The following is a 19,155-nucleotide window of genomic DNA, read 5'->3' on the forward strand; positions in this document are numbered from 1 at the left end:
ATAAATATGCACAATTGAGTAACCAAAAAGAATTTGAATGATTTAGATTAAATTGTAAGAAAATGAAGATTGAAGTTGTAGTTGCATCCGAGAAACACCTGTCGTACGTGACAGCGATAAATGATGCGATTGATAATGCTGCAAAAGCGAGAGGTACTGGTATAGCCAGAAGAACGAACGAGTATATCGCCGATAAAATCCGAAGTGGGAAAGCGATTATCGCCTTGAACAGGGCGGAGTTCGTGGGGTTCTGTTATATCGAATCGTGGGGTCACCAGAAATTCGTGGCGAACTCCGGGTTAATCGTGGTACCGGCGTACCGGGGTTTGGGGGTGGCTAAACAAATCAAGAAGGCCGCTTTCGATTTGTCGCGAAGGCGATTCCCGGAGGCCAAGCTTTTCGGCCTGACAACTGGCGAGCAGGTGATGCGGATCAATACTTCATTGGGTTACGTGCCTGTTACCTTTGCCAAGCTCACCGATGACGAGGAGTTCTGGGCCGGATGCAAGTCATGCGTGAATTACGATATTTTGCAGCGGACCAACATGACGAAATGCCTTTGCACCGGGATGGTGTACGACCCGGAAGCCGTGGCCCGGCAGCAAGAGCTGGCGCGGAAGGCGGGAAAGAGCGCGTCGTCGGGCTTGTTCAAGCACGTCCGCCATGTCGTGAGCTCGATGCTGGCCGTTCGCGGGCGGGCGACTTCTCGCTCGACGATGAAAAATATAGCAAATTTGTAACTTGTAATCAGATTCCATGAAAAAAGTAGTTCTAGCATACAGCGGGGGACTGGACACCTCCTACTGTGTTAAATACCTGAGCGAGGAAATGGGCTTCGAGGTTTACACGGCTCTGGCTAATACTGGGGGATTCACGCCCGGCGAGCTGGCTGCGATCGAGGAGAAAGCGTATGCCCTGGGGGCGAGACGGCACGTGACGCTCGACGTGACGGCGGAGTATTACGATAAATGTATCAAGTACATGATCTTCGGGAATGTCCTGCGGAATAAAACCTACCCGATTTCCGTGAGTTCCGAGCGTACGTTTCAGGCGTTGGCCATTGTTCGTTACGCGAAAGAGATCGGGGCCGATGCGCTAGCCCACGGCAGCACTGGGGCGGGGAATGACCAGGTGAGGTTCGATCTCTGTTTTTCAGTGTTCGCGCCGGGAATGGAAATTATCACGCCCACGCGGGATTTGAAGTTGAGCCGGGAGGAGGAGATCGCTTATCTGAGATCGAAAGGCGTGGAGCGGGACTGGTCGAAAATGGCTTACTCGATTAATAAAGGACTCTGGGGAACCTCGGTGGGAGGGTGCGAGACGTTGAGTTCCCACCTCTATCTCCCGGAAGAGGCTTATCCTTCGGCCGCATGGAAGGCGGGTGAGGAGACGTTAACCTTGTCGTTCGAGCGGGGAGAGCTGTGTGCGGTTAATGGCGAGCGCTACACGAGCAAGATCGAGGCAATCCGGCAAGTGGAGGCATTGGCTGGCGGGTGGGCGATCGGGCGAGACACGCACGTGGGCGATACGATCGTCGGTATCAAGGGACGGGTGGGGTTCGAGGCTGCGGCACCCCTGATCATTATCAAGGCCCACGAGTTACTGGAGAAGCACACCCTCACGAAGTGGCAGGCGTACTGGAAAGAACAACTGGCAAACTGGTACGGGATGTTTCTGCACGAGGCGATGTACGGGGAACCCGTGATGCGGAATATCGAGAGCTTCCTGCAAGACTCCCAGCGATACGTGTCGGGTACGGTGCAAGTGCGAATGCGTCCCTACAGTTTCGAGTTGCTGGGAATCGAGTCGGAACACGATTTGATGAACGCTTCTTTCGCCCGTTACGGGGAAGAAACGAGCGCTTGGACGGCTGAAGACGTGAAAGGATTCACGAGGATATTGTCCATGCCCTTGCGGATTTATAATGCGGTAAACAAGGAGGAAATTTAGAGTGTAAAGTTTAGAGTTGAAAACTCCTCCGTCGGCTATGCCGCCACTTCCTCTATAAGCAGAGGAGGTGCTGGTGACTCTTACCGAAGACGGTGACTATTCCAGCTCTCCCTCTGTTCATAGAGGGGAACTAGCGATTAAACGAGAACAGACGGGGTGTTTGCTCATAGTCTGTCGAGCGAGAGCTAGTTCGAGACCGTTTCGGGCTCAATACGGCGAAGCCGGGAGGAAGTTTTAATAATTAATAGTGTCATGATAAAAGTAGGAATTGCAGGAGCGGCCGGGTACACGGCCGGGGAATTAATCCGCATGCTGGTTGCACACCCGGGTGTCGAGTTGCGTTACTTGCAAAGCGAGTCGCACCGGGGGGAGCCGATTGGCAAGGTACACCGGGATCTGATCTACTCGGATCGGGTGTTTTCCGATCTGGATTACACGGATATAGATGTCCTTTTCCTGTGCATGGGGCACGGGGTGTCTACCCGTTTTTTACAGCAGAATCCGGTACCAGCATCAGTACGGGTGATTGACCTGGGGAACGATTTCCGGTTGAAAGCGAATGCGGGAAATTTCGTGTACGGGTTGCCGGAACGAAACAGGGAGATTATCCGGCAAGCGGGTCGCGTGGCGAATCCCGGTTGTTTCGCCACGGCGATAGAATTGGGCTTGCTGCCTTTAGCGAATGGCGGGGTATTACCCTCGTGTGCGTCGGCCTTCGGCATAACCGGGGCGACGGGAGCGGGACAGCAACCCACGGGGGAGACGCATTACAGTAACCGGGCGCAGAACCTTTCGGTCTACAAGGTTTTTTCCCACCAGCACCTGGCGGAAATCCGGGAGACGTTGGGCGAAGCGACGGACATCGCTTTTGTCCCCGTGCGCGGGTGTCATGCCCGGGGAATCATGGTGAACACCGTGTTTTATAGCGATCTGGAGGTGGGCGAGTTGAAGCGCCTGTATGCGAGTTACTACGAGGGACATCCTTTCACGGTGGTAAGTGACGAGCCTGTCTACCTGAAACAGGTGGTGAACACGAACTATTGTTTTATCCACTTGGAACAACAGGGACGCAAGGTACTGGTGACCTCCGTTATCGACAACTTGTTGAAAGGAGCGTCGGGACAAGCCGTGCAGAATATGAACCTGATGTTCGGCTTGGAAGAGACGACGGGGTTACACTTGAAAGCGAATTACTTTTAATTTATAGAGATCGCCTATGTTTGATGTATATAATTTACTGGATATAGAACCCGTGAAAGCGGAGGGTGTCTATTTCTGGGATCGGGAAGGGAATAAATACCTGGACTTTTATGGGGGGCATGCCGTTATTTCAATCGGCCACTCGCACCCGCACTACGTGGAACAAGTGTCCGGGCAGTTGAAGAATATCGGTTTCTACTCGAATTCCGTGGAGAACCGTTTGCAGGAGGAACTGGAACGGAAACTGCGGGAACTTTCGGGTTGCCCGGGTTATAACCTGTTCATGTGTAATAGCGGGGCGGAGGCTAACGAGAACGCGCTGAAACTGGCTTCCTTTGTCACGGGGCGCTCGAAAGTGCTATCCATGCGCTTCGCTTTTCATGGGCGCACGAGCGGGGCTGTCGCCGTCACGGATAACCCGGGGATTCAGGCTCCGTTGAACCGGGGACACGAGGTGACGTTTATCAATTTGAACGATGTCGAGGCGTTGAAACGGGAATTGTCCGGGGAGCCATACGCCGCGGTAATCGTGGAGGGGATACAGGGTGTCGGGGGAATCCGGATCGCTGAATCCGGCTTCTTGCAGGTGGCACGTGAGGCGTGTAGCCGGACGGGAACCCTGTTGATCCTGGACGAGATACAATCGGGATACGGCCGGAGCGGGAAGTTTTTCGCTCATCAACACGCGGGAATCCGGCCGGATATCATTACTATGGCCAAGGGTATGGGAAATGGTTTCCCGGTGGCGGGACTCCTGATTCACGATTCGATCGAGGCTCGGAAAGGAATGCTGGGCACGACTTTCGGGGGAAATCACTTGGCTTGTGCGGCGGCGATTGCCGTGCTGGATGTCATGAAAGAGGAGAAATTGGTGGAGAATGCCGCTCGTGTCGGGGACTACCTGGCCGAACGGTTAAAACCTTTGAACGGGGTGATTGAAGTCCGGGGAAAGGGATTGATGATCGGGGTGGATATTGACATCCCACACGCTATATTCCGCCGCCGCTTGTTAGCCGACCAGCACGTGATTACCGGGAATAGCGGGAAAAACACGTTGCGGTTGTTACCTCCCTTGTGTGTCACCCGGGAAGAGGTCGACGAGTTCGTGGAACGATTTAAACGAGTAATGAATTAACGGATGAAATGTAAAATCATAAAAATTGGGGGTGTCTTGATCGAGGATGACGAACTGTTGAACCGGTTGTGTCGTAAACTCTCCTCTATCGCCTCTCCCTTTGTCATCGTGCACGGGGGCGGAACCTTTGCCGGGCGGCTTGCCGGGCGATTGGGAATCCCGGCCTCAATGATCGACGGGCGGCGGGTTACGGATCGAGAAACGTTAGAAGTCACGGTTATGGTTTATGCCGGGTGGGTGAACAAAACGCTGGTCTCCCGCTTGCAAGCCTTGGGGGTAAACGCCTGTGGGTTATCCGGGTGCGACTTGAACTTGGTGCGGGCTGATAAGCGGGTGCGGGAATCCGTGGATTGGGGGTACGTCGGTGACATCCGGCAGGTACATCTGGGGGCATTGGAGTTATTATTACAGTCCGGCGTGGTCCCCGTGATATCGCCGATCACTCATAACGGGGAAGGCGTCCTGCTGAACTCCAATGCTGACGGGATTGCGGCTGCCGTGGCGGAAACGCTGAGCGCATGTTACGACACGGAACTGGTTTACTGTTTTGACAAAAAAGGCGTGTTGGCGGATATGCGGGACGAGGGTTCCGTGATCGCCCGGCTCACGCCGGCTTCATACGATGAGTATAAACGGAAGGGAATGATTCATTCCGGGATGATTCCCAAACTGGATAACGCTTTTAAATCCGTTCGTAACGGGGTCGGCACGGTACGCTTGCTGCATCCCGATGAACTGGATAACCCGGAAGCTGGAACAGAAATAACACTGGAAGAACAATGGATGCAAATGCCGCAATAGAACTTCTGAAACGGATTATTGCCACGCCTTCCCCTAGTAAACAGGAAGAGGGAGTGGCCGGGATCATTGCCGACGTCCTCGAAAGATATAGGTTCGACGTGCATCGGAAAGGTAATAACGTGTGGAGTCGCTCGAAGAATTTCGACGAGAGGAAGCCCACGTTATTACTCGATGCACACTTGGATACCGTGCGTCCTAACGGGGAGTGGATAACCGATCCTTTTACTCCGGTCGTGAAGGACGGGAAACTGTTCGGGCTGGGAAGTAACGACACGGGAGGAAGCATCGTTTCCATGTTGGCAACATTCTTGGAGTTGGGAAATAGAGACATCGCATGTAATCTTGTCTTTCTGGGATCGGCCGAGGAGGAAAATACCGGGGTTAACGGGATACAGAGCGTGTTCCCGGAACTGGGGAAGATTGATTTCGCTCTCGTGGGAGAGCCCACGGGGATGCGCCCGGCTATCGCTGAAAAAGGATTGATGGTGTTGGACTGTTATGCCAGAGGGAAAGCGGGACATGCGGCCAGGGAGGAGGGGATTAATGCCATTTACGAGGCGATGGAAGACATAAACTGGTTTCGTACCTATCGTTTCAAGAAAGTGTCGGAACTACTGGGTCCGGTGAAAGTGAGCGTGACGGGGATTGAAGCGGGTACGCTACATAACGTGGTGCCTGCGACTTGTCGTTTCACGGTGGATATACGGGTAAATGAACTACACACGAATCAAGAGATATTCGATACAATCCGTGGTCACGTGAAATGCGAGATTGTCCCCCGCTCTTTTTCATTGAACTCCTCTTCCGTGTCGCCTGATCACCCGATGGTGAGACGATGCGTCGAGTTGGGATTATTGCCGTATGGCTCTCCCACGACGTCGAATCAGGCCGTCATCCCCTGTGCTTCTATGAAAATCGGTCCCGGGGATAGCGCTCGCTCGCATACGGCAAACGAATATATCCGTTTGGACGAGATTCGTGAGGCCGTGGAGTTGTTCAGGAAACTGTTGGGTAATTGAAAATGGATAATTGAAAATGAAACTCCTCCGTCAGCTTCGTTGCCACTTCCTCTATAAACGAGGGTGCTGAAAAAGTCGGTTTTGAGAGAAACAACTACCCTCTCCGGCTCCCCCTTACACAGGGGGAGAGTTCGTGAGAGCGTGAAGCTTTCCCTTGTACGGGAGAGAATGGTTAGTGAGAGTGTAAAGCCCTTTACACGGGGGAAGAGATGATTTTCAAGCGGTTTCCCCGCCTGTGTAAGGAGGGGACAGGGGTGGTAGTCTAAATAATGGGACTTTTTCAGTGCCCTCATGAACAGAGGAGGAGTTGCTAGCTCTAGCCGAAGACGGAGACTATTCCAATTCTCCCTCTGTTTATAGAGGGAGTACGGTGGAGCCGGGGGGAGTTTGAAATCTAAAACTTAAAATTGAATGAAGCTTTGGGATAAAGGATACAGTATAGACGGTTTTACCGAATCGTTTACGATCGGGAAAGATCGGGAACTTGATGTCTTGTTGGCGAAAGCTGACGTGATCGGGAGCCTGGCACATTTAAAGATGTTACGTTCTGTCGGACTGATAAGTGAGGAGGATTACAGGCATTTACATCCCGCCTTGGTGGATATCCATGGCTTGGTGGAGCAAGGCGAGTTCTCGATCGAGCCGGGAATAGAAGACGTGCATTCTCAGATAGAATTACTGCTCGTGCGGAAATGCGGGGAGGCTGGAAAGAAAATACACACGGGGCGTTCACGGAATGACCAGGTGTTACTGGACTTGAAATTATTTACCCGTGCGGCCTTGTTTGAAACGCTGGATCATGTCGGGCGATTATTTGATTTATTAATGGTGCGGGCGGGAGAGAGTCAAGACCTGTTGATTCCCGGTTACACGCATTTGCAGGTGGCCATGCCCTCGTCCTTCGGGCTGTGGTTCAGCGCTTATGCCGAATCGCTTGCCGATGATCTGTTGGAACTGAAAGCGGCTTACGACATGGTAAACACGAATCCTCTGGGTTCGGGGGCTGGGTACGGATCATCGGTTGCCTTGAACCGTCAAATGACAACCGATTTGTTGGGATTCTCCGGTCTGGCTTATAACGTGGTTTACGCCCAGATGCAACGCGGGAAAATGGAGAAAAACGTGTTGTTCAGTCTGGCTTCCGTGGCAACCACTTTAGGACGTTTAGCTGCCGACGTGTGCCTTTTCGCGTGTAGTAACTTTGGCTTCGTGCGTTTGCCGGATAAGTACACGACCGGTTCAAGCATCATGCCGCATAAGAAGAATCCCGATATATTCGAGTTGATCCGGGCAAAATGTAATCACCTGCAATCGCTTCCCGTGCAAATGGCAATGATCTGCACGAATCTCACGTCAGGTTATTTCCGGGACATGCAATTAACCAAGGAATTATACCTGCCCGCTTTCAAGGAATTGAACGATTCGCTTTTCATGGCTCATCTGGTGTTGCGGGAAATGGAATTACAAAGGGATATCCTGAATGATCCCCGTTACAAATATATCTTCTCCGTGGAAGATGTCAATGACCGGGTCATGGCGGGAGTACCTTTCCGGGAGGCTTATCGTGAGATTGGCGAGCAGATACATCGGGGAACTTACCAGACTGGGATGCGGGACCTTCACCACACGCACGAAGGTAGCATCGGCAATCTTTGTCTGGAGCAAATCAGGGATAAATTTGTGCAAAGAAAAGCGTTGTGGGATATAGCTGTCGTGCGTGGGGCTGAAAATAGCTTGTTGAAATTCGAATAATCCATGATACGGGAACAAGTTGTAGGGAGTTTTTCCACACTTGTTCCACAACTTTCCACATCTTTCCTTTTCGTTTGTGTTGTGTTATATTGTTGATATATAGTGTAATATATTTATTTTGCTGTCGTGGCATACAATTCTCTATACTATAAGCAAATGATTGAATGATTAAAATTGATTGGTTATGGGAATTTGTATATTTTTTATCGTGATGGCTATTTCGGGACTTTTGTTACCGCACTTTTTGGCGGAACCCGAACATAAAGCAGAATAATCTATATATTGAAATTGATAGTTACAAAATGAGAAACAGGCATCTCTTTATCAGGCAGATGCCTGCTTTCTTTTCCTAAATTCCGTTAAATACTTTTTTGTTTAGTCGATTAAGGCTATTTTCGTGTTTGAAATTAATCGACTTATGGCAAAGATTTTAATCGTAGATGATGATACTACATTTTGTATCATGTTGAAGAACTGGTTGGAAAAACGAGGATTTGAAGTGGAGAATGCTTTTTCGTACAAGGAGGCGGTGAAGAAACTGGAAAAAGCGAGCTTTGACCTTGTACTTACCGATTTGCGTTTGCCCGATAAAGATGGCATTGATTTGTTGCGGGTGATCAAAGAAAAAACTCCCGACACGCAAGTGCTTCTTATGACGGGGTATGCCGATATCCAGACTGCGGTGACTGCCATAAAGTTGGGAGCTTTCGATTATGTAGCGAAGCCCGTTATCCCGGATGAAATACTCAAAAAATTGCAAGAAGCGTTGAAGCTGGAAGCCGAACCTGTCGGTAAGCCCGTTCCTGCTAAAGCGAAAACGACAAGCTTTGCCTATATCAAGGGTGTTAGCGAGGGTGCTGATCGACAATACGAATATATTCATTTGGTAGGTCCCACGATGATGACCGTGTTGATAAACGGGGAGAGCGGTACGGGCAAAGAGTACATCGCCCGGTTGATCCACTCGATGAGTAACCGGAAAGATGCGCCTTTCGTGGCGGTCGACTGTGGGGCAATCCCCAGAGATCTTGCCGCAAGCGAGTTTTTTGGCCACGTGAAAGGTTCTTTCACGGGAGCGGTTGGTGATAAACAGGGATATTTCGTGACGGCTTCGGGGGGGACGATCTTCTTGGATGAGATCGGTAATCTGCCGTATGACGTTCAGGTGCAGTTGCTACGTGCGCTCGAAGAGCGTAAGGTGCATCCTGTGGGTGGAAATGTTGACGTGCCTTTTGACGTCCGCATCATTTCAGCTACGAACGAGAACCTGAAAGAGGCTGTGGCTAGCGGGCGTTTCCGGGAGGATTTGTATCATCGGTTGAACGAATTCTCCATTCAGGCTTTACCTCTCCGGGAGCGAAAGGAAGATATTCTGATTTTTGCCAATCATTTCCTGGACAAGGCAAATGAAGAACTTGGAAAACAAGTGGCCGGGTTTGATGAAGAGGTGATGCGTATCTTCAAAACCTATTCTTGGCCGGGGAATTTGCGGGAAATGCGTAATATCGTGAAACGGGCTACGCTACTGTGCATGGGTAGTTTGATTTCGAAGAGTTGTTTACCTCCCGAATTGGAGCAGAAACCCGTGGAGCCGGAAAGAACATCCACGACCCGGCGGGAAATGGAAATTGATCTTATCAAGGAGGCCATGCAGAAATGTCGAAATAACAAGAGTGAGGCGGCTCGTATGCTCCAGATTGACCGGAAGACCTTGTATAATAAATTGAAAAGTTACGGGTTGGAGGACTTGTAAGATTTTTTGTAATATTAGAATTTTGAGAGAGGTGCTATTAGACTGTTACTCTCTCATTTCTCGACTTCTTTTTCTAGTAATTGTAGTATTTTGTTACCCTTGTTCAGGATCTCCTCGATAGCCTCTCTTATTTTTTCTTCTTCGGTTTCCTTTGGCATCTTTTCCAAGAAAAGCAAGGGGGGAATCACCTCATGGATGGATAATTGCTTGAACATCGGAAGCATCTTATGTGCCAATTTACAAATCTGTTCTGTTTCACGCGCTTTCAGGTGATTGGCTAATAGTTGGAAGTTATTTTTGCAGTCCATGATGAAAGAACCGATAATCTGGTTAGCGGCATCTTTGTCATTATCGGCAAATACCATGATCATTTTCAGGTCATACGGGGCGTTAGTATCCTGTGTGTGGGGCGTTGCTGGTTTAATATTTATCGAGCATCCTAATAGTTGATTTACCCTAGCGTAGAGTTGTTCCGGGGTGAACGGTTTATTCAGGTAAGCGGAAAATCCGGCGTTCTGGTATTCGGTTTCCTGCATGTCGTCCCGTGCAGATAGGGCTATAACGGGAATGTTTTTTACATGCTCAAGTTTGGATTCCCGTATTTGTTTGACGAGTTCGAAACCGTCCATTTCCGGCATCTGGATATCCGAGAAGACAATATTGAATTTCCCTTTTTCCAATTGGGATAGTGCTTCTCGCGGGTTTGTGCAGGTGGCACATTGAATGCCTACCTTTTGTAGTAATTCTGTCGTGACTGTCAGTTGCAGAAGATCGTCGTCCACGATAAAGGCTTTCATTCCCTCGTGCATCACGGGTGCTGCGACGGGGACTTCCGTGACTTGTATCTCTTGGGTCGGGGCCTTTATCAAGGGGAATTTCACCGTGAAGGTGCTTCCCTCGCCTTTTTTACTGTCAAGGGTTAATTCTCCGCCGAGTAAATGTACCAGTTGAAGCGTGATCGTTAATCCAAGTCCAGTTCCTTCTGCGCCGTTATTGTGTTGCGGGTTTAGACGGGTGAATTCTTTGAATATGAGTTCCTGTTCTTCTCGTGTCATCCCCGGTCCCGAATCTTTAATCACGATGACAAACTGCTCCTCTTTGGTGGCGGAGATAAATGCGGATAAGGAGACTTTGCCTTCTCGGGTGTATTTGATTGCGTTGGATAGAATGTTTACCACGATTTGACGAATTTTCATGGAATCACCCATGTAATGGTCATTTAGGGCTTTACTGATATCACTTTTTAATTCTAGGTTCTTTTGTGCGGCCAAGGGCAGGAAACTGTCTACTGTTTCTTGTAGCAGGCGTCCCGGGTTATATGGAATGGTGTTGATCTCCATCTTGTTGGATTCCAGTTTCGAGAAGTCGAGCATGTTATTGGCTAGATGCAGGATATGCTCGGCCGAACCTTTCATATTTTTGAGGAAATAGTGCTGCCGATCTTCGAGCCGGGTATTGTTTAATAGTTCTATGTACCCGATGATAGAGCTTAGCGGGGATTTTATGTCATGCGTGACAGTCAGCATCAATTTTTCCCGGTTATGCAGCAGGCGTTCCGTGTACGTTTTCGCCCGTTCCAGTTCTCGCCTGTAACGCTGGCTTTGGGTGATGTCGTTGATGATCAGGACAACGAAAAAGACCACCAGCACGCAAGCTATGATGGCGATCCAGGATATGGTTTGAGTAAGTTGATGTGTCGTGATCTGTTGTTGTTCCAGCCGGGTGATCGTGTTTTCGACCTCTTCTTTTTCAAGGTCTCTCAAGACTCGTTTCAATCGTTCCGTGATATTCTGCCCGCTTTGGATAACGATCTTTTCCCGCCGGGAAATCTCTGTATCAATTTCCTCTTTTTGTTGCTGGTACTGGCTCCATGAATCCCGGATCACGTTCATCAAGGTGTCCGTGTTCGTGTTGTCATTAGCCGTGTTGAGCGTGTCCACGATACGATGATACGTGGTATTTATATTCAACACGGAATCTATCCGCGTTCTGAATAGTCCTTTTTTCTCCCGGATCGTGTAACTGCTGTCGATGACCGCGATGACCTTCTCCCGGATATAGGGTATTTCATCGGTTGTGTCTTTGAGTGTTTCTATTTTTTCAATGGTTTTGTTGTAAAAATCCTCCGGGGTAGAGTATTTTTTGAAATAGCGCAAGTCGTTCAGGTTCGTGATACGCTTGCTCAAAAGGTAATTTATGGTGTCTATTCGCAGGTTTTGCTCCAAGCTCACGGAAAGATTCTTCAAAGTATCCATGTTGTTCCGGATATCTTCGATTAAGTCCATGTAGGTATCAAAGTTCTTTTGAGATCCGGTTTGCGAGAAAGATATTCCCGTGTTCTCTGCCTCGTAAAGTTTTGCCAGCGTGTTGCTGATGATGAATAATTTCCGTTGCATGACTACTTCGTCATTCCCTTTTGTGGTCAGGGCTATCGTTTGTTTGTAGATGAAGATGATGGCGATGGCTCCCAACAGGAGAATGAGTATGTATCCTGTGATCAATTTCAGCTTGGTAAATTTGAACGGTCTTTGCATAACGAATAGATTTATAGCAAATGTATAAAAAAATAGTCAACCTTAAATCTCTGAGAGAGGTTGACTATTTTTAGTGGTGATCCCCACGGGACTCGAACCCATATCAAAGGAACCGGAATCCTTCATTCTATCCATTGAACTAGGGGACCAATATTTATCGAGTGCAAAGCTAATCATTTTTTTAAAAAAGGGAGCAATTTGCTCCCTTTTTTAATGTATAATAGATAAACTATTTTACTTTTTTACGAGTAGCGTAGCTAATACGTAGAGAATTTGCTTTACGCAATTCTTGTTTCACGTCGGTCACGATACCCATTTTTGTAAACTGATCAACTTTCAAGTTATTCGTGATCATGTTCCGTTCTTCCTCTTTACGAGTTTCCTGTTCGGCGATGACGAAATTAGCAATTTCGTGCAGACCGGCCAGTTTGTCATTTAATTGGATACGGGGATCACTTCCGTAAGTACCTACATATTGATCTTTCGGTTTTCCGATGTAGATGTTACTTACCAGAGATTTTTTCTCCAGCTTGGTAACTTCTTTTGCTTCGGGCATACCGTTGTTGATCATAAGAGTTACTTCACGCATCGTGGTACTAACCATGAAGAAGAATAACAACATGAACACGATATCCGGTAGAGATGCTGTCGAAATTGCAGGTACCTCTTTTTTGCCGTCTTTTCTAAATTTAGCCATTACTTTCTTCCTCCTTTCCCACTAACGTTTTTCGGTTCTGCCTCGGATATGGCGGTCGGAATAAGCTTTCTCACGGCATCCATTTGTTCTTCCGTGAGCTCGTTGTATTTCTTTCCCCATTTCTCCATGGCTTTCATGTCTCTGATCTCGTTGTATGCCGCGGTCAGTTCATCCTGAACGGCAATGTACATCTTGTAGGAGGTTCCCCGGTCACTCTGCAGGGAAATGATTCCCCTAGAGACTTCCGCTTTCCCGAAGAAAGGAATTTCCTTGATCACTTTACTTGGAAGATCCTCTTTGTTGTGAGGATTCAAGATAAATTCTTTTGCCTTTTCCTTCAAGTTGGAGATTTGCATCAGATCTCCGTTTACTGCCAACAAGTCGTCCTTGTTTACCAAAACCTGTAATATGTTACGTTTGGCAACAGGCGGAGCGATCACCATATCTGGTGGCGGCATGGGCGGTAATCGTCTGAACAATCCGGAGTCTACGTCCATTGTTGTTGATACCAAGAAGAAGATCAACAACAAGAATGCGATGTCCGCCGTTGAAGTGGCATTAATTTCCGGTGTCTTTTTTCTTGCCATATTATCTCTTTTTTTTTCACCCTTTCGGGGAAATATTATCTCACTCTTCTAATAATTTCTGTAACAATGATAGCACCGATAGCAATAATTCCCAAGAAATACATGGTAAATAAGATCGTATCGGCAAACTCTAAAGTTGCAGGAACGTTATCCGCACCGTCATATCCCGGTAAGTTCAACACTGTACCGTCAGATATTGAGTAAGCGATTAACACGAGAATAACGATACCCACGAGGGCGATTAAACTCTTGATTGCTTCTTTCGGCCGGGTAAATAATCTGGCTATCGGGAAGATCAATGCCGCTATGATGGCAAACCCGAATAGAACGTATGCCCACCAAATTAATTGCTCCGTGTACACGGGGGTTGGGTATTGGGCGTTTGGAAGTTCCCCCCCAAAGTAAAATAGCCCAACTAACACAACCGTAACGGCGAGCATTACAATGGTCAGGATATTTAATAACTTGGTTATTTTCTGCATGGTTTAGTGTTTTTGATTGTATTTTACAAGGATGTCTAATAAAGTTACGGAAGCATCTTCCATATCGTTAACGATGCCCTCGATCTTAGCAATACAATAGTTGTAGAATACCTGAAGGATCATGGCAACGATCAAACCACCCACGGTCGTGATCAATGCAACCTTGATACCTCCTGCCACCAAAGACGGTTGGATATCACCTGCTGCCTGGATCTTATCGAAGGCGTCGATCATACCGATTACAGTTCCCAAGAATCCCAACATCGGGGCCAAGGCGATGAACAATGCGATCCAAGACATTCCTTTTTCCAAAAGTCCCATTTGAACAGAACCGTAAGATACAACTGATTTTTCAACCATGTCGATACCTTGGTCGTAACGAGACAGACCTTGATAGAAAATACTTGCGATAGGACCTCTGGTGTTGCGGCATACTTCTTTAGCTGCTTCAACTCCACCGTTTTCCAATGCATCTTCTACACTTGAAATCAATTTCTTCGTGTTGGTAGAAGCCAAGTTCAAATAGATAACTCTTTCAATAGCGATAGCCAAACCGAAAATCAACGCTAGGATAACGAAGCTCATGAAAACGGCACCACCCTCGATGAATTTCTGTTTCAAAGCCGCATGGAAAGAAGTACTTTCGATTTGTGATTCGTCTTCTAACACGGTAGGATCAGTGGTTTCCTCGTCGTCTTGATAAGTCTCTGTAGTTTCAGTGGTCTCCGTTTGAGTCGTTTCATTCTCTTGAGCCATTAGCATAGATGATGCTCCAATAGTAAGCATTCCTAAAACTGCTATTAGTGCAAATAATTTTCTCATGATCAATTTAACTGATTTTTAGTTTATTAATAATTAAAATTTAACTCTATAATATCTGTTTAAGCTGTTTTCTTCTCACTTTGCACCGCACTCCGGTTCAAATCGGGCACCAAGGTATAAAAAAAATGTTAAAATCCAATATATTTGGGAGATATTTCTCCTTTCAAGCCGTTATTTAAATATTTTTTTATTTCGTTAGTGTCTTTATATTTGCCGAGTACGTACATCATTTTGCACACCGCCGCTTCGGTCGTTATGTCGTGCCCGCTGATCACCCCGGCGTTAAGTAGTTCTCTACTTGTTTCATACTTACCCATCTCCACGCTTCCACCCTGGCATTGGGTAACGTTATATATAAAAATCCCCTTGGATAGGACCTCCTTTACTTTGTTAAGAAAAACTTTATTCGTCGGAGCGTTACCGGATCCATAGGTTTCCAGTATAATTCCTTTTAAACCGGGGATGTCGGTCACGGCATCGATGACCTCCGGTCGCATACCCGGGAATATCTTTAATATAGCGATATTCGTGTCAACATCGCAGAATGCACTCACGGGTTCCGTTCTCGGAGTGTAATCGATTGCGCTGTAGTCGTAATGAATATGTATTCCGATATGAGCCAGTGCCGGGTAATTGTACGATTGGAACGCGTCGAAGCTCTCGGCGTTGATTTTTGTCGTCCGGTTGCCCCGGAATAGTTTATCCCCGAACAGGATGCAGACTTCCGGAACGATCGCTTTTTCCTGGTCGTAAGCGGCCGCAATCTCGATGGCGGCTATTAAATTCTCTTTCCCGTCTGTCCTGATTTTCCCAATCGGTAATTGTGAGCCCGTGAAAATGACGGGTTTTGTCAGGTTGTTCAGCATGAAACTTAGGGCCGAAGCCGAATAGGCCATCGTGTCCGTGCCGTGCAAGATGACGAATCCGCGATAGTTGTCGTAATTTTTAAGAATGATTTCGCAAAGATCTTTCCACAACTGGGGTTGTAAATCGGAAGAATCAATAATCTCCGGTAAAGTGTAACTATCAATCGTGAAGCCGAATTCTTTAATTTCCGGTACTTCACAAGCGATCTGGTCAAAATTGAACGGACACAACGCTCCGGTTTCGGGATCGTTTACCATTCCGATTGTTCCTCCGGTATATATGATTAATACGGGTTTGGTCATACGTACAAAGTTAAAAACTAAAATATTATAAGCCTCAGGCTTTTATCACGCTCCTACCAGCCACTCGATCGTTGTTGCTTTTATGGACGATCCACGCTACTGGTATGCAAATTAAATAAATTCATTGCATTATTCGTTGTTATTTCCTCGACTTTTTTCGTGTCGGAGCCTAGTATTTCAGCAATTTTAGCGGCTATACACGGAATATAACTACTTTCATTGCGTTTTCCCCGGTGTGGAACGGGTGCTAGGTAGGGGGCATCTGTTTCCAGCACAAGGTGATCCGTCCCGATTTCCCGCACAACCTCTGCCATGAGTGATCTTTTGAATGTAACAACTCCCCCAATACCGAGTAGGAAGCCCAAGTCGATAGCCCGACGGGCGTCTTCTTCCGTGCCGGGAAAACAATGGAGTATTCCTTTCATATTATAATGTTGTCTTTGCAACACGGTGAATATTTCCGCGAGGGATTCTCTGGAGTGGATAATGACGGGTAAATCCATTTCCCGGGCGATATTTAATTGTCGTTCGAAAACGATGACTTGTTCTTTGTAATATGTCTTGTCCCAGTACAAATCTATCCCGCATTCCCCGATTCCATATATAGTATGTTGTCCGAGGGATTTTTCGAAAAGTTGCATTTCCGTTTCGTACGAGTCATTGACCGATGTCGGATGAACCCCCAGCGTGGGAAACAGGTTTTCCGGATAAGCCTCGGCCAGAGATAACATGGCTTGCCGGGTCGTGCTATCAATATCCGGGAGGATGATATTTCGCACGTTGGCCTCTAATGCCCGTTGAACGACTTCTTCCCGGTCCTGATCGAACTCTTCGGCATAGATGTGTGAATGTGTATCTATAAACATGCTATGATGTGATATAAATTAGTCATTAATCCGAAGGCAAAAGTAGTGAATTGTTCGGGGATTGACAAAAGGAAGATTCTACATGTGTAAACTAGTACTGCTCAATAGTATCATTTACATATCTCCGTTATCTCTTCGATATATTATCGTTAAAATAGCCTTGTATAGGAACGAAGATATAACGAATGTTTAACAAAGAGATAACGAATAGATGTAAGCGATGGATATGAGGTGGAGTGGAGTAATGGGTAGAAAGTTAATTGCGTGAGACGTGAAATGCGATTTGTGAGTAAGAGTTTGTGCGATTCTATATTTTTTAGTAGGTTTGCCTATGTATATAGCAGGTGTATGCGGATGAGCATTTTTAATGATGGCATATTACAAATAGATGAACGGGTGTTCAAGAATTTGTTTGACGAATTCTATCAGGCATTATGTGTGTTTGCCTCGACTTACTTGAAGGATGATGCATTGGCGGCGGATATCGTGCAGGAAGGATTTGTGAAGTTCTGGAATCGACGGCAATATTTCGATAATTATTTCAAGGTAAAATCTTTTCTTTATACAATGATTCGGCATGATTGTCTGAATTTTATCCGAGATCACAGGGAAAAATGGGAAGATATTTCTGTTTTGGAATCCAGTTCATTTTTTGCTGATACGCTGATAGAAGAAGAAGCTTATCGTATTTTTTATAATGCAGTGGAGGCTTTACCCGTGCAAACTCGGGAAGTGATTCAGTTAGCGTTAGATGGTTTGAAAAATTCGGAGATTGCTGAAAAGATGGAGATTAGCGAGAATTCTGTTCATACGTTGAAAAAACTGGCGTATAAAAAATTGAAAGCGGCTTTAAAGGATTATTACTACCTTCTGTTTGTTTTTTGTTCTTGGTTGAAATAGGTATTGCCGAGAGTTATTGCTTTTGCTGGCTAATAATATGGTAGGGATATAGAATAAACCTGTCAATAACAAACGCTTGTATCCTATCTGTGTGTATTGAAACTGTAATTCATTTTTAGTTTTTGCATGTTCTGAAATGATAAAAAATGAATTATTTCTAAAAATAATTACTTTCCCGTTCACCATGAATTTTGGTTTTTGTGTTGTATAAATGAAGTTGGTGAAATTTATTGTTTACAAGAATTGTATTTTCAATTAATTTTAAGCTATGGATAAGAAGAGTAAGTGTCGTTTTAAAGGTAATCAAGACGGGGAGATTTATATAAATGACTTGTTGCTTGTGGCAAAGTGGATTGCGGCATCTTTGACTGGAGAATTAACGGATGATGAGTATCATTTATTAGAAAAATGGCGTTTACAATCTGAGGAGCATCAGCAGTTGTATGAACGTATGCAAAATATGGAGAGACAAAAATTGACCCGGGAAAAATTTGCTTCGTTCAATAAATTGGCAGGATGGGACGGTTTTCGGGAGAAACAGAAGAAAGATCGTCGGAAATCATTACGGATAAGGATCATGAATTATGCGGCAATAGTGCTATTGGTCGGGGGGGTGTTTTATTTTTTTGCAGGCAATGAGAGTAAAAAATTGTCTGACAGAGAGCCTGTATCCGTGATGCCGGGTAAACCCCAAGCGCAATTAGTGATGGCTGATGGAAAGTTGATTGATTTGGTCGAGCAAACAGGAGTTATAAAGGGGGAAAACGTGTTGATTCATAATACTCGGAAGCAGATTTCGTATGAAGATGTGGTTCATTTGGAGGAAGAGCGTGTTGTTTATAATGAAGTTCGGGTTCCGAGGGGTGGGGAATATCAAGTGAAGTTGAGTGATGGAACGTTGGTTTATTTGAATTCGTTAACTCGTTTACGTTTTCCAGTACTTTTTTCAGGGCAAACTCGAGTAGTTGAATTAGAGGGTGAGGCATATTTTGAGGTCGCTAAAGATGTGGAGAAGCCTTTTATCGTGAAAACGGGGACTTATGACGTGCAGGTTTTGGGAACTCATTTTAATATTTCAACTTACGAGGAAGAGAGTACGGTTGAAACGACTTTGGTGGAAGGAGCCGTTGCTATATCCGGAGAAGGGATAGAAGGAAAAATTGTGTTGAAACCAGATGAGCAGTTCGTGTTTGATCGGGAAAGTGGGAAATGTGGAGTCAAGTCTGTTGATGTAAGTTATTTCGTGGCTTGGAAAGATGGTAAATTCCGGTTCCGGGATGTGCGTTTGGAAGATATCATGAGGGCTGTCGAGCGTTGGTATAACGTGCAGGTCGTATATGAAGATGAGAGTGTTAAAAATTTGCGTTTTGGTTTTAACATGAGTAGGCATGAAACGATTGAGCCTTTATTGAATATTTTTGAGTTAAATGGTAAAGTGAAAATAAATAAAGAAGGAACGGTATTAAAGATAAGACAAGGAAGATAAAA

Annotated in this window: 17 protein-coding genes and 1 tRNA gene; 10 read left to right on the plus strand and 8 right to left on the minus strand. The window is 46.4% G+C overall.

The genetic code is table 11. The annotated features are described in order from the left end of the window. The first annotated feature begins 62 nt into the window (after positions 1 to 62). From DWW52_RS12185 to DWW52_RS12220, 8 genes are all read left to right on the plus strand, one after another. Positions 63 to 740, plus strand: coding sequence for a GNAT family N-acetyltransferase (locus DWW52_RS12185; protein WP_118715793.1), 678 nt, complete (start codon positions 63 to 65; stop codon positions 738 to 740). A 16-nt stretch (positions 741 to 756) separates the two neighbouring features. Further along, positions 757 to 1,950 carry an argininosuccinate synthase gene (locus DWW52_RS12190; protein WP_118715794.1) on the plus strand — a complete coding sequence of 398 codons (1,194 nt, stop codon included), beginning with the start codon at positions 757 to 759 and terminating at the stop codon, positions 1,948 to 1,950. A gap of 252 nt (positions 1,951 to 2,202) precedes the next feature. Further along, a complete protein-coding gene (argC, locus tag DWW52_RS12195; protein ID WP_118715795.1) occupies positions 2,203 to 3,150 on the plus strand; it encodes an N-acetyl-gamma-glutamyl-phosphate reductase in 948 nt (315 codons plus the stop codon). A 16-nt stretch (positions 3,151 to 3,166) separates the two neighbouring features. Continuing rightward, positions 3,167 to 4,285 (plus strand): aspartate aminotransferase family protein, encoded by a 1,119-nt coding sequence (locus DWW52_RS12200; protein WP_118715796.1) that lies wholly within the window; start codon positions 3,167 to 3,169, stop codon positions 4,283 to 4,285. Between the two features lie 3 nt (positions 4,286 to 4,288). Further along, positions 4,289 to 5,086, plus strand: coding sequence for an acetylglutamate kinase (gene argB / locus DWW52_RS12205; protein ID WP_118715797.1), 798 nt, complete (start codon positions 4,289 to 4,291; stop codon positions 5,084 to 5,086). Further along, positions 5,065 to 6,105, plus strand: a complete 1,041-nt coding sequence (locus DWW52_RS12210) for a M20 family metallo-hydrolase (protein WP_118715798.1) — start codon at positions 5,065 to 5,067, stop codon at positions 6,103 to 6,105. Before argB ends, DWW52_RS12210 begins: the two co-directional genes overlap by 22 nt. Before the next feature lie 411 nt (positions 6,106 to 6,516). Next, the gene (argH, locus tag DWW52_RS12215) at positions 6,517 to 7,857 is read left to right on the plus strand and encodes an argininosuccinate lyase (RefSeq protein WP_118715799.1); all 1,341 of its coding nucleotides are present in this window, start codon (positions 6,517 to 6,519) and stop codon (positions 7,855 to 7,857) included. Between the two features lie 418 nt (positions 7,858 to 8,275). Next, positions 8,276 to 9,610, plus strand: a complete 1,335-nt coding sequence (locus tag DWW52_RS12220) for a sigma-54 dependent transcriptional regulator (RefSeq protein ID WP_118715800.1) — start codon at positions 8,276 to 8,278, stop codon at positions 9,608 to 9,610. A 53-nt stretch (positions 9,611 to 9,663) separates the two neighbouring features. Here DWW52_RS12220 and DWW52_RS12225 read toward each other — a convergent pair whose 3' ends face one another. The 8 genes from DWW52_RS12225 to DWW52_RS12260 form a co-directional block, all read right to left on the minus strand. Then, the gene (locus DWW52_RS12225) at positions 9,664 to 12,144 is read right to left on the minus strand and encodes an ATP-binding protein (protein ID WP_118715801.1); all 2,481 of its coding nucleotides are present in this window, start codon (positions 12,142 to 12,144) and stop codon (positions 9,664 to 9,666) included. Between the two features lie 74 nt (positions 12,145 to 12,218). Then, positions 12,219 to 12,293: transfer RNA gene (locus DWW52_RS12230), tRNA-Arg, on the minus strand. 80 nt (positions 12,294 to 12,373) lie between these two features. Then, positions 12,374 to 12,841, minus strand: coding sequence for a biopolymer transporter ExbD (locus DWW52_RS12235; protein ID WP_118715802.1), 468 nt, complete (start codon positions 12,839 to 12,841; stop codon positions 12,374 to 12,376). After that, positions 12,841 to 13,428 carry a biopolymer transporter ExbD gene (locus DWW52_RS12240; protein ID WP_118715803.1) on the minus strand — a complete coding sequence of 196 codons (588 nt, stop codon included), beginning with the start codon at positions 13,426 to 13,428 and terminating at the stop codon, positions 12,841 to 12,843. Before DWW52_RS12240 ends, DWW52_RS12235 begins: the two co-directional genes overlap by 1 nt. 35 nt (positions 13,429 to 13,463) lie before the next feature. Then, a complete protein-coding gene (locus tag DWW52_RS12245; RefSeq protein WP_118715804.1) occupies positions 13,464 to 13,910 on the minus strand; it encodes a hypothetical protein in 447 nt (148 codons plus the stop codon). A gap of 3 nt (positions 13,911 to 13,913) precedes the next feature. Continuing rightward, complete coding sequence (locus DWW52_RS12250) at positions 13,914 to 14,732, minus strand: MotA/TolQ/ExbB proton channel family protein (RefSeq protein WP_118715805.1); 819 nt, start codon at positions 14,730 to 14,732, stop codon at positions 13,914 to 13,916. A 128-nt stretch (positions 14,733 to 14,860) separates the two neighbouring features. Continuing rightward, complete coding sequence (locus DWW52_RS12255; RefSeq protein WP_118715806.1) at positions 14,861 to 15,901, minus strand: asparaginase; 1,041 nt, start codon at positions 15,899 to 15,901, stop codon at positions 14,861 to 14,863. An 80-nt stretch (positions 15,902 to 15,981) separates the two neighbouring features. Beyond that, the gene (locus DWW52_RS12260) at positions 15,982 to 16,767 is read right to left on the minus strand and encodes a TatD family hydrolase (protein ID WP_118715807.1); all 786 of its coding nucleotides are present in this window, start codon (positions 16,765 to 16,767) and stop codon (positions 15,982 to 15,984) included. A 348-nt stretch (positions 16,768 to 17,115) separates the two neighbouring features. Between DWW52_RS12260 and DWW52_RS12265 the strand changes: the two genes are divergently transcribed. Both DWW52_RS12265 and DWW52_RS12270 read left to right on the plus strand, forming a co-directional pair. Next, positions 17,116 to 17,667, plus strand: coding sequence for a sigma-70 family RNA polymerase sigma factor (locus DWW52_RS12265; protein ID WP_233556878.1), 552 nt, complete (start codon positions 17,116 to 17,118; stop codon positions 17,665 to 17,667). 268 nt (positions 17,668 to 17,935) lie between these two features. Next, positions 17,936 to 19,153 (plus strand): FecR domain-containing protein, encoded by a 1,218-nt coding sequence (locus DWW52_RS12270; RefSeq protein ID WP_118715808.1) that lies wholly within the window; start codon positions 17,936 to 17,938, stop codon positions 19,151 to 19,153. Positions 19,154 to 19,155: the final 2 nt, after the last annotated feature.

Source organism: Odoribacter sp. AF15-53 (assembly GCF_003479425.1).
In the GTDB taxonomy this organism is placed as follows: Bacteria; Bacteroidota; Bacteroidia; order Bacteroidales; family Marinifilaceae; genus Butyricimonas.

Excerpts from the sequence above, each read along its gene's own strand:
- DWW52_RS12185 (WP_118715793.1), top strand. The coding sequence starts at position 63 with ATGAAGATTGAAGTTGTAGTTGCATCCGAGAAACACCTGTCGTACGTG.
- DWW52_RS12190 (WP_118715794.1), top strand. The coding sequence starts at position 757 with ATGAAAAAAGTAGTTCTAGCATACAGCGGGGGACTGGACACCTCCTAC.
- argC (WP_118715795.1), top strand. The coding sequence starts at position 2,203 with ATGATAAAAGTAGGAATTGCAGGAGCGGCCGGGTACACGGCCGGGGAA.
- DWW52_RS12200 (WP_118715796.1), top strand. The coding sequence starts at position 3,167 with ATGTTTGATGTATATAATTTACTGGATATAGAACCCGTGAAAGCGGAG.
- argB (WP_118715797.1), top strand. The coding sequence starts at position 4,289 with ATGAAATGTAAAATCATAAAAATTGGGGGTGTCTTGATCGAGGATGAC.
- DWW52_RS12210 (WP_118715798.1), top strand. The coding sequence starts at position 5,065 with ATGGATGCAAATGCCGCAATAGAACTTCTGAAACGGATTATTGCCACG.
- argH (WP_118715799.1), top strand. The coding sequence starts at position 6,517 with ATGAAGCTTTGGGATAAAGGATACAGTATAGACGGTTTTACCGAATCG.
- DWW52_RS12220 (WP_118715800.1), top strand. The coding sequence starts at position 8,276 with ATGGCAAAGATTTTAATCGTAGATGATGATACTACATTTTGTATCATG.
- DWW52_RS12225 (WP_118715801.1), bottom strand. The coding sequence starts at position 12,144 with ATGCAAAGACCGTTCAAATTTACCAAGCTGAAATTGATCACAGGATAC.
- DWW52_RS12235 (WP_118715802.1), bottom strand. The coding sequence starts at position 12,841 with ATGGCTAAATTTAGAAAAGACGGCAAAAAAGAGGTACCTGCAATTTCG.
- DWW52_RS12240 (WP_118715803.1), bottom strand. The coding sequence starts at position 13,428 with ATGGCAAGAAAAAAGACACCGGAAATTAATGCCACTTCAACGGCGGAC.
- DWW52_RS12245 (WP_118715804.1), bottom strand. The coding sequence starts at position 13,910 with ATGCAGAAAATAACCAAGTTATTAAATATCCTGACCATTGTAATGCTC.
- DWW52_RS12250 (WP_118715805.1), bottom strand. The coding sequence starts at position 14,732 with ATGAGAAAATTATTTGCACTAATAGCAGTTTTAGGAATGCTTACTATT.
- DWW52_RS12255 (WP_118715806.1), bottom strand. The coding sequence starts at position 15,901 with ATGACCAAACCCGTATTAATCATATATACCGGAGGAACAATCGGAATG.
- DWW52_RS12260 (WP_118715807.1), bottom strand. The coding sequence starts at position 16,767 with ATGTTTATAGATACACATTCACACATCTATGCCGAAGAGTTCGATCAG.
- DWW52_RS12265 (WP_233556878.1), top strand. The coding sequence starts at position 17,116 with ATGCGGATGAGCATTTTTAATGATGGCATATTACAAATAGATGAACGG.
- DWW52_RS12270 (WP_118715808.1), top strand. The coding sequence starts at position 17,936 with ATGGATAAGAAGAGTAAGTGTCGTTTTAAAGGTAATCAAGACGGGGAG.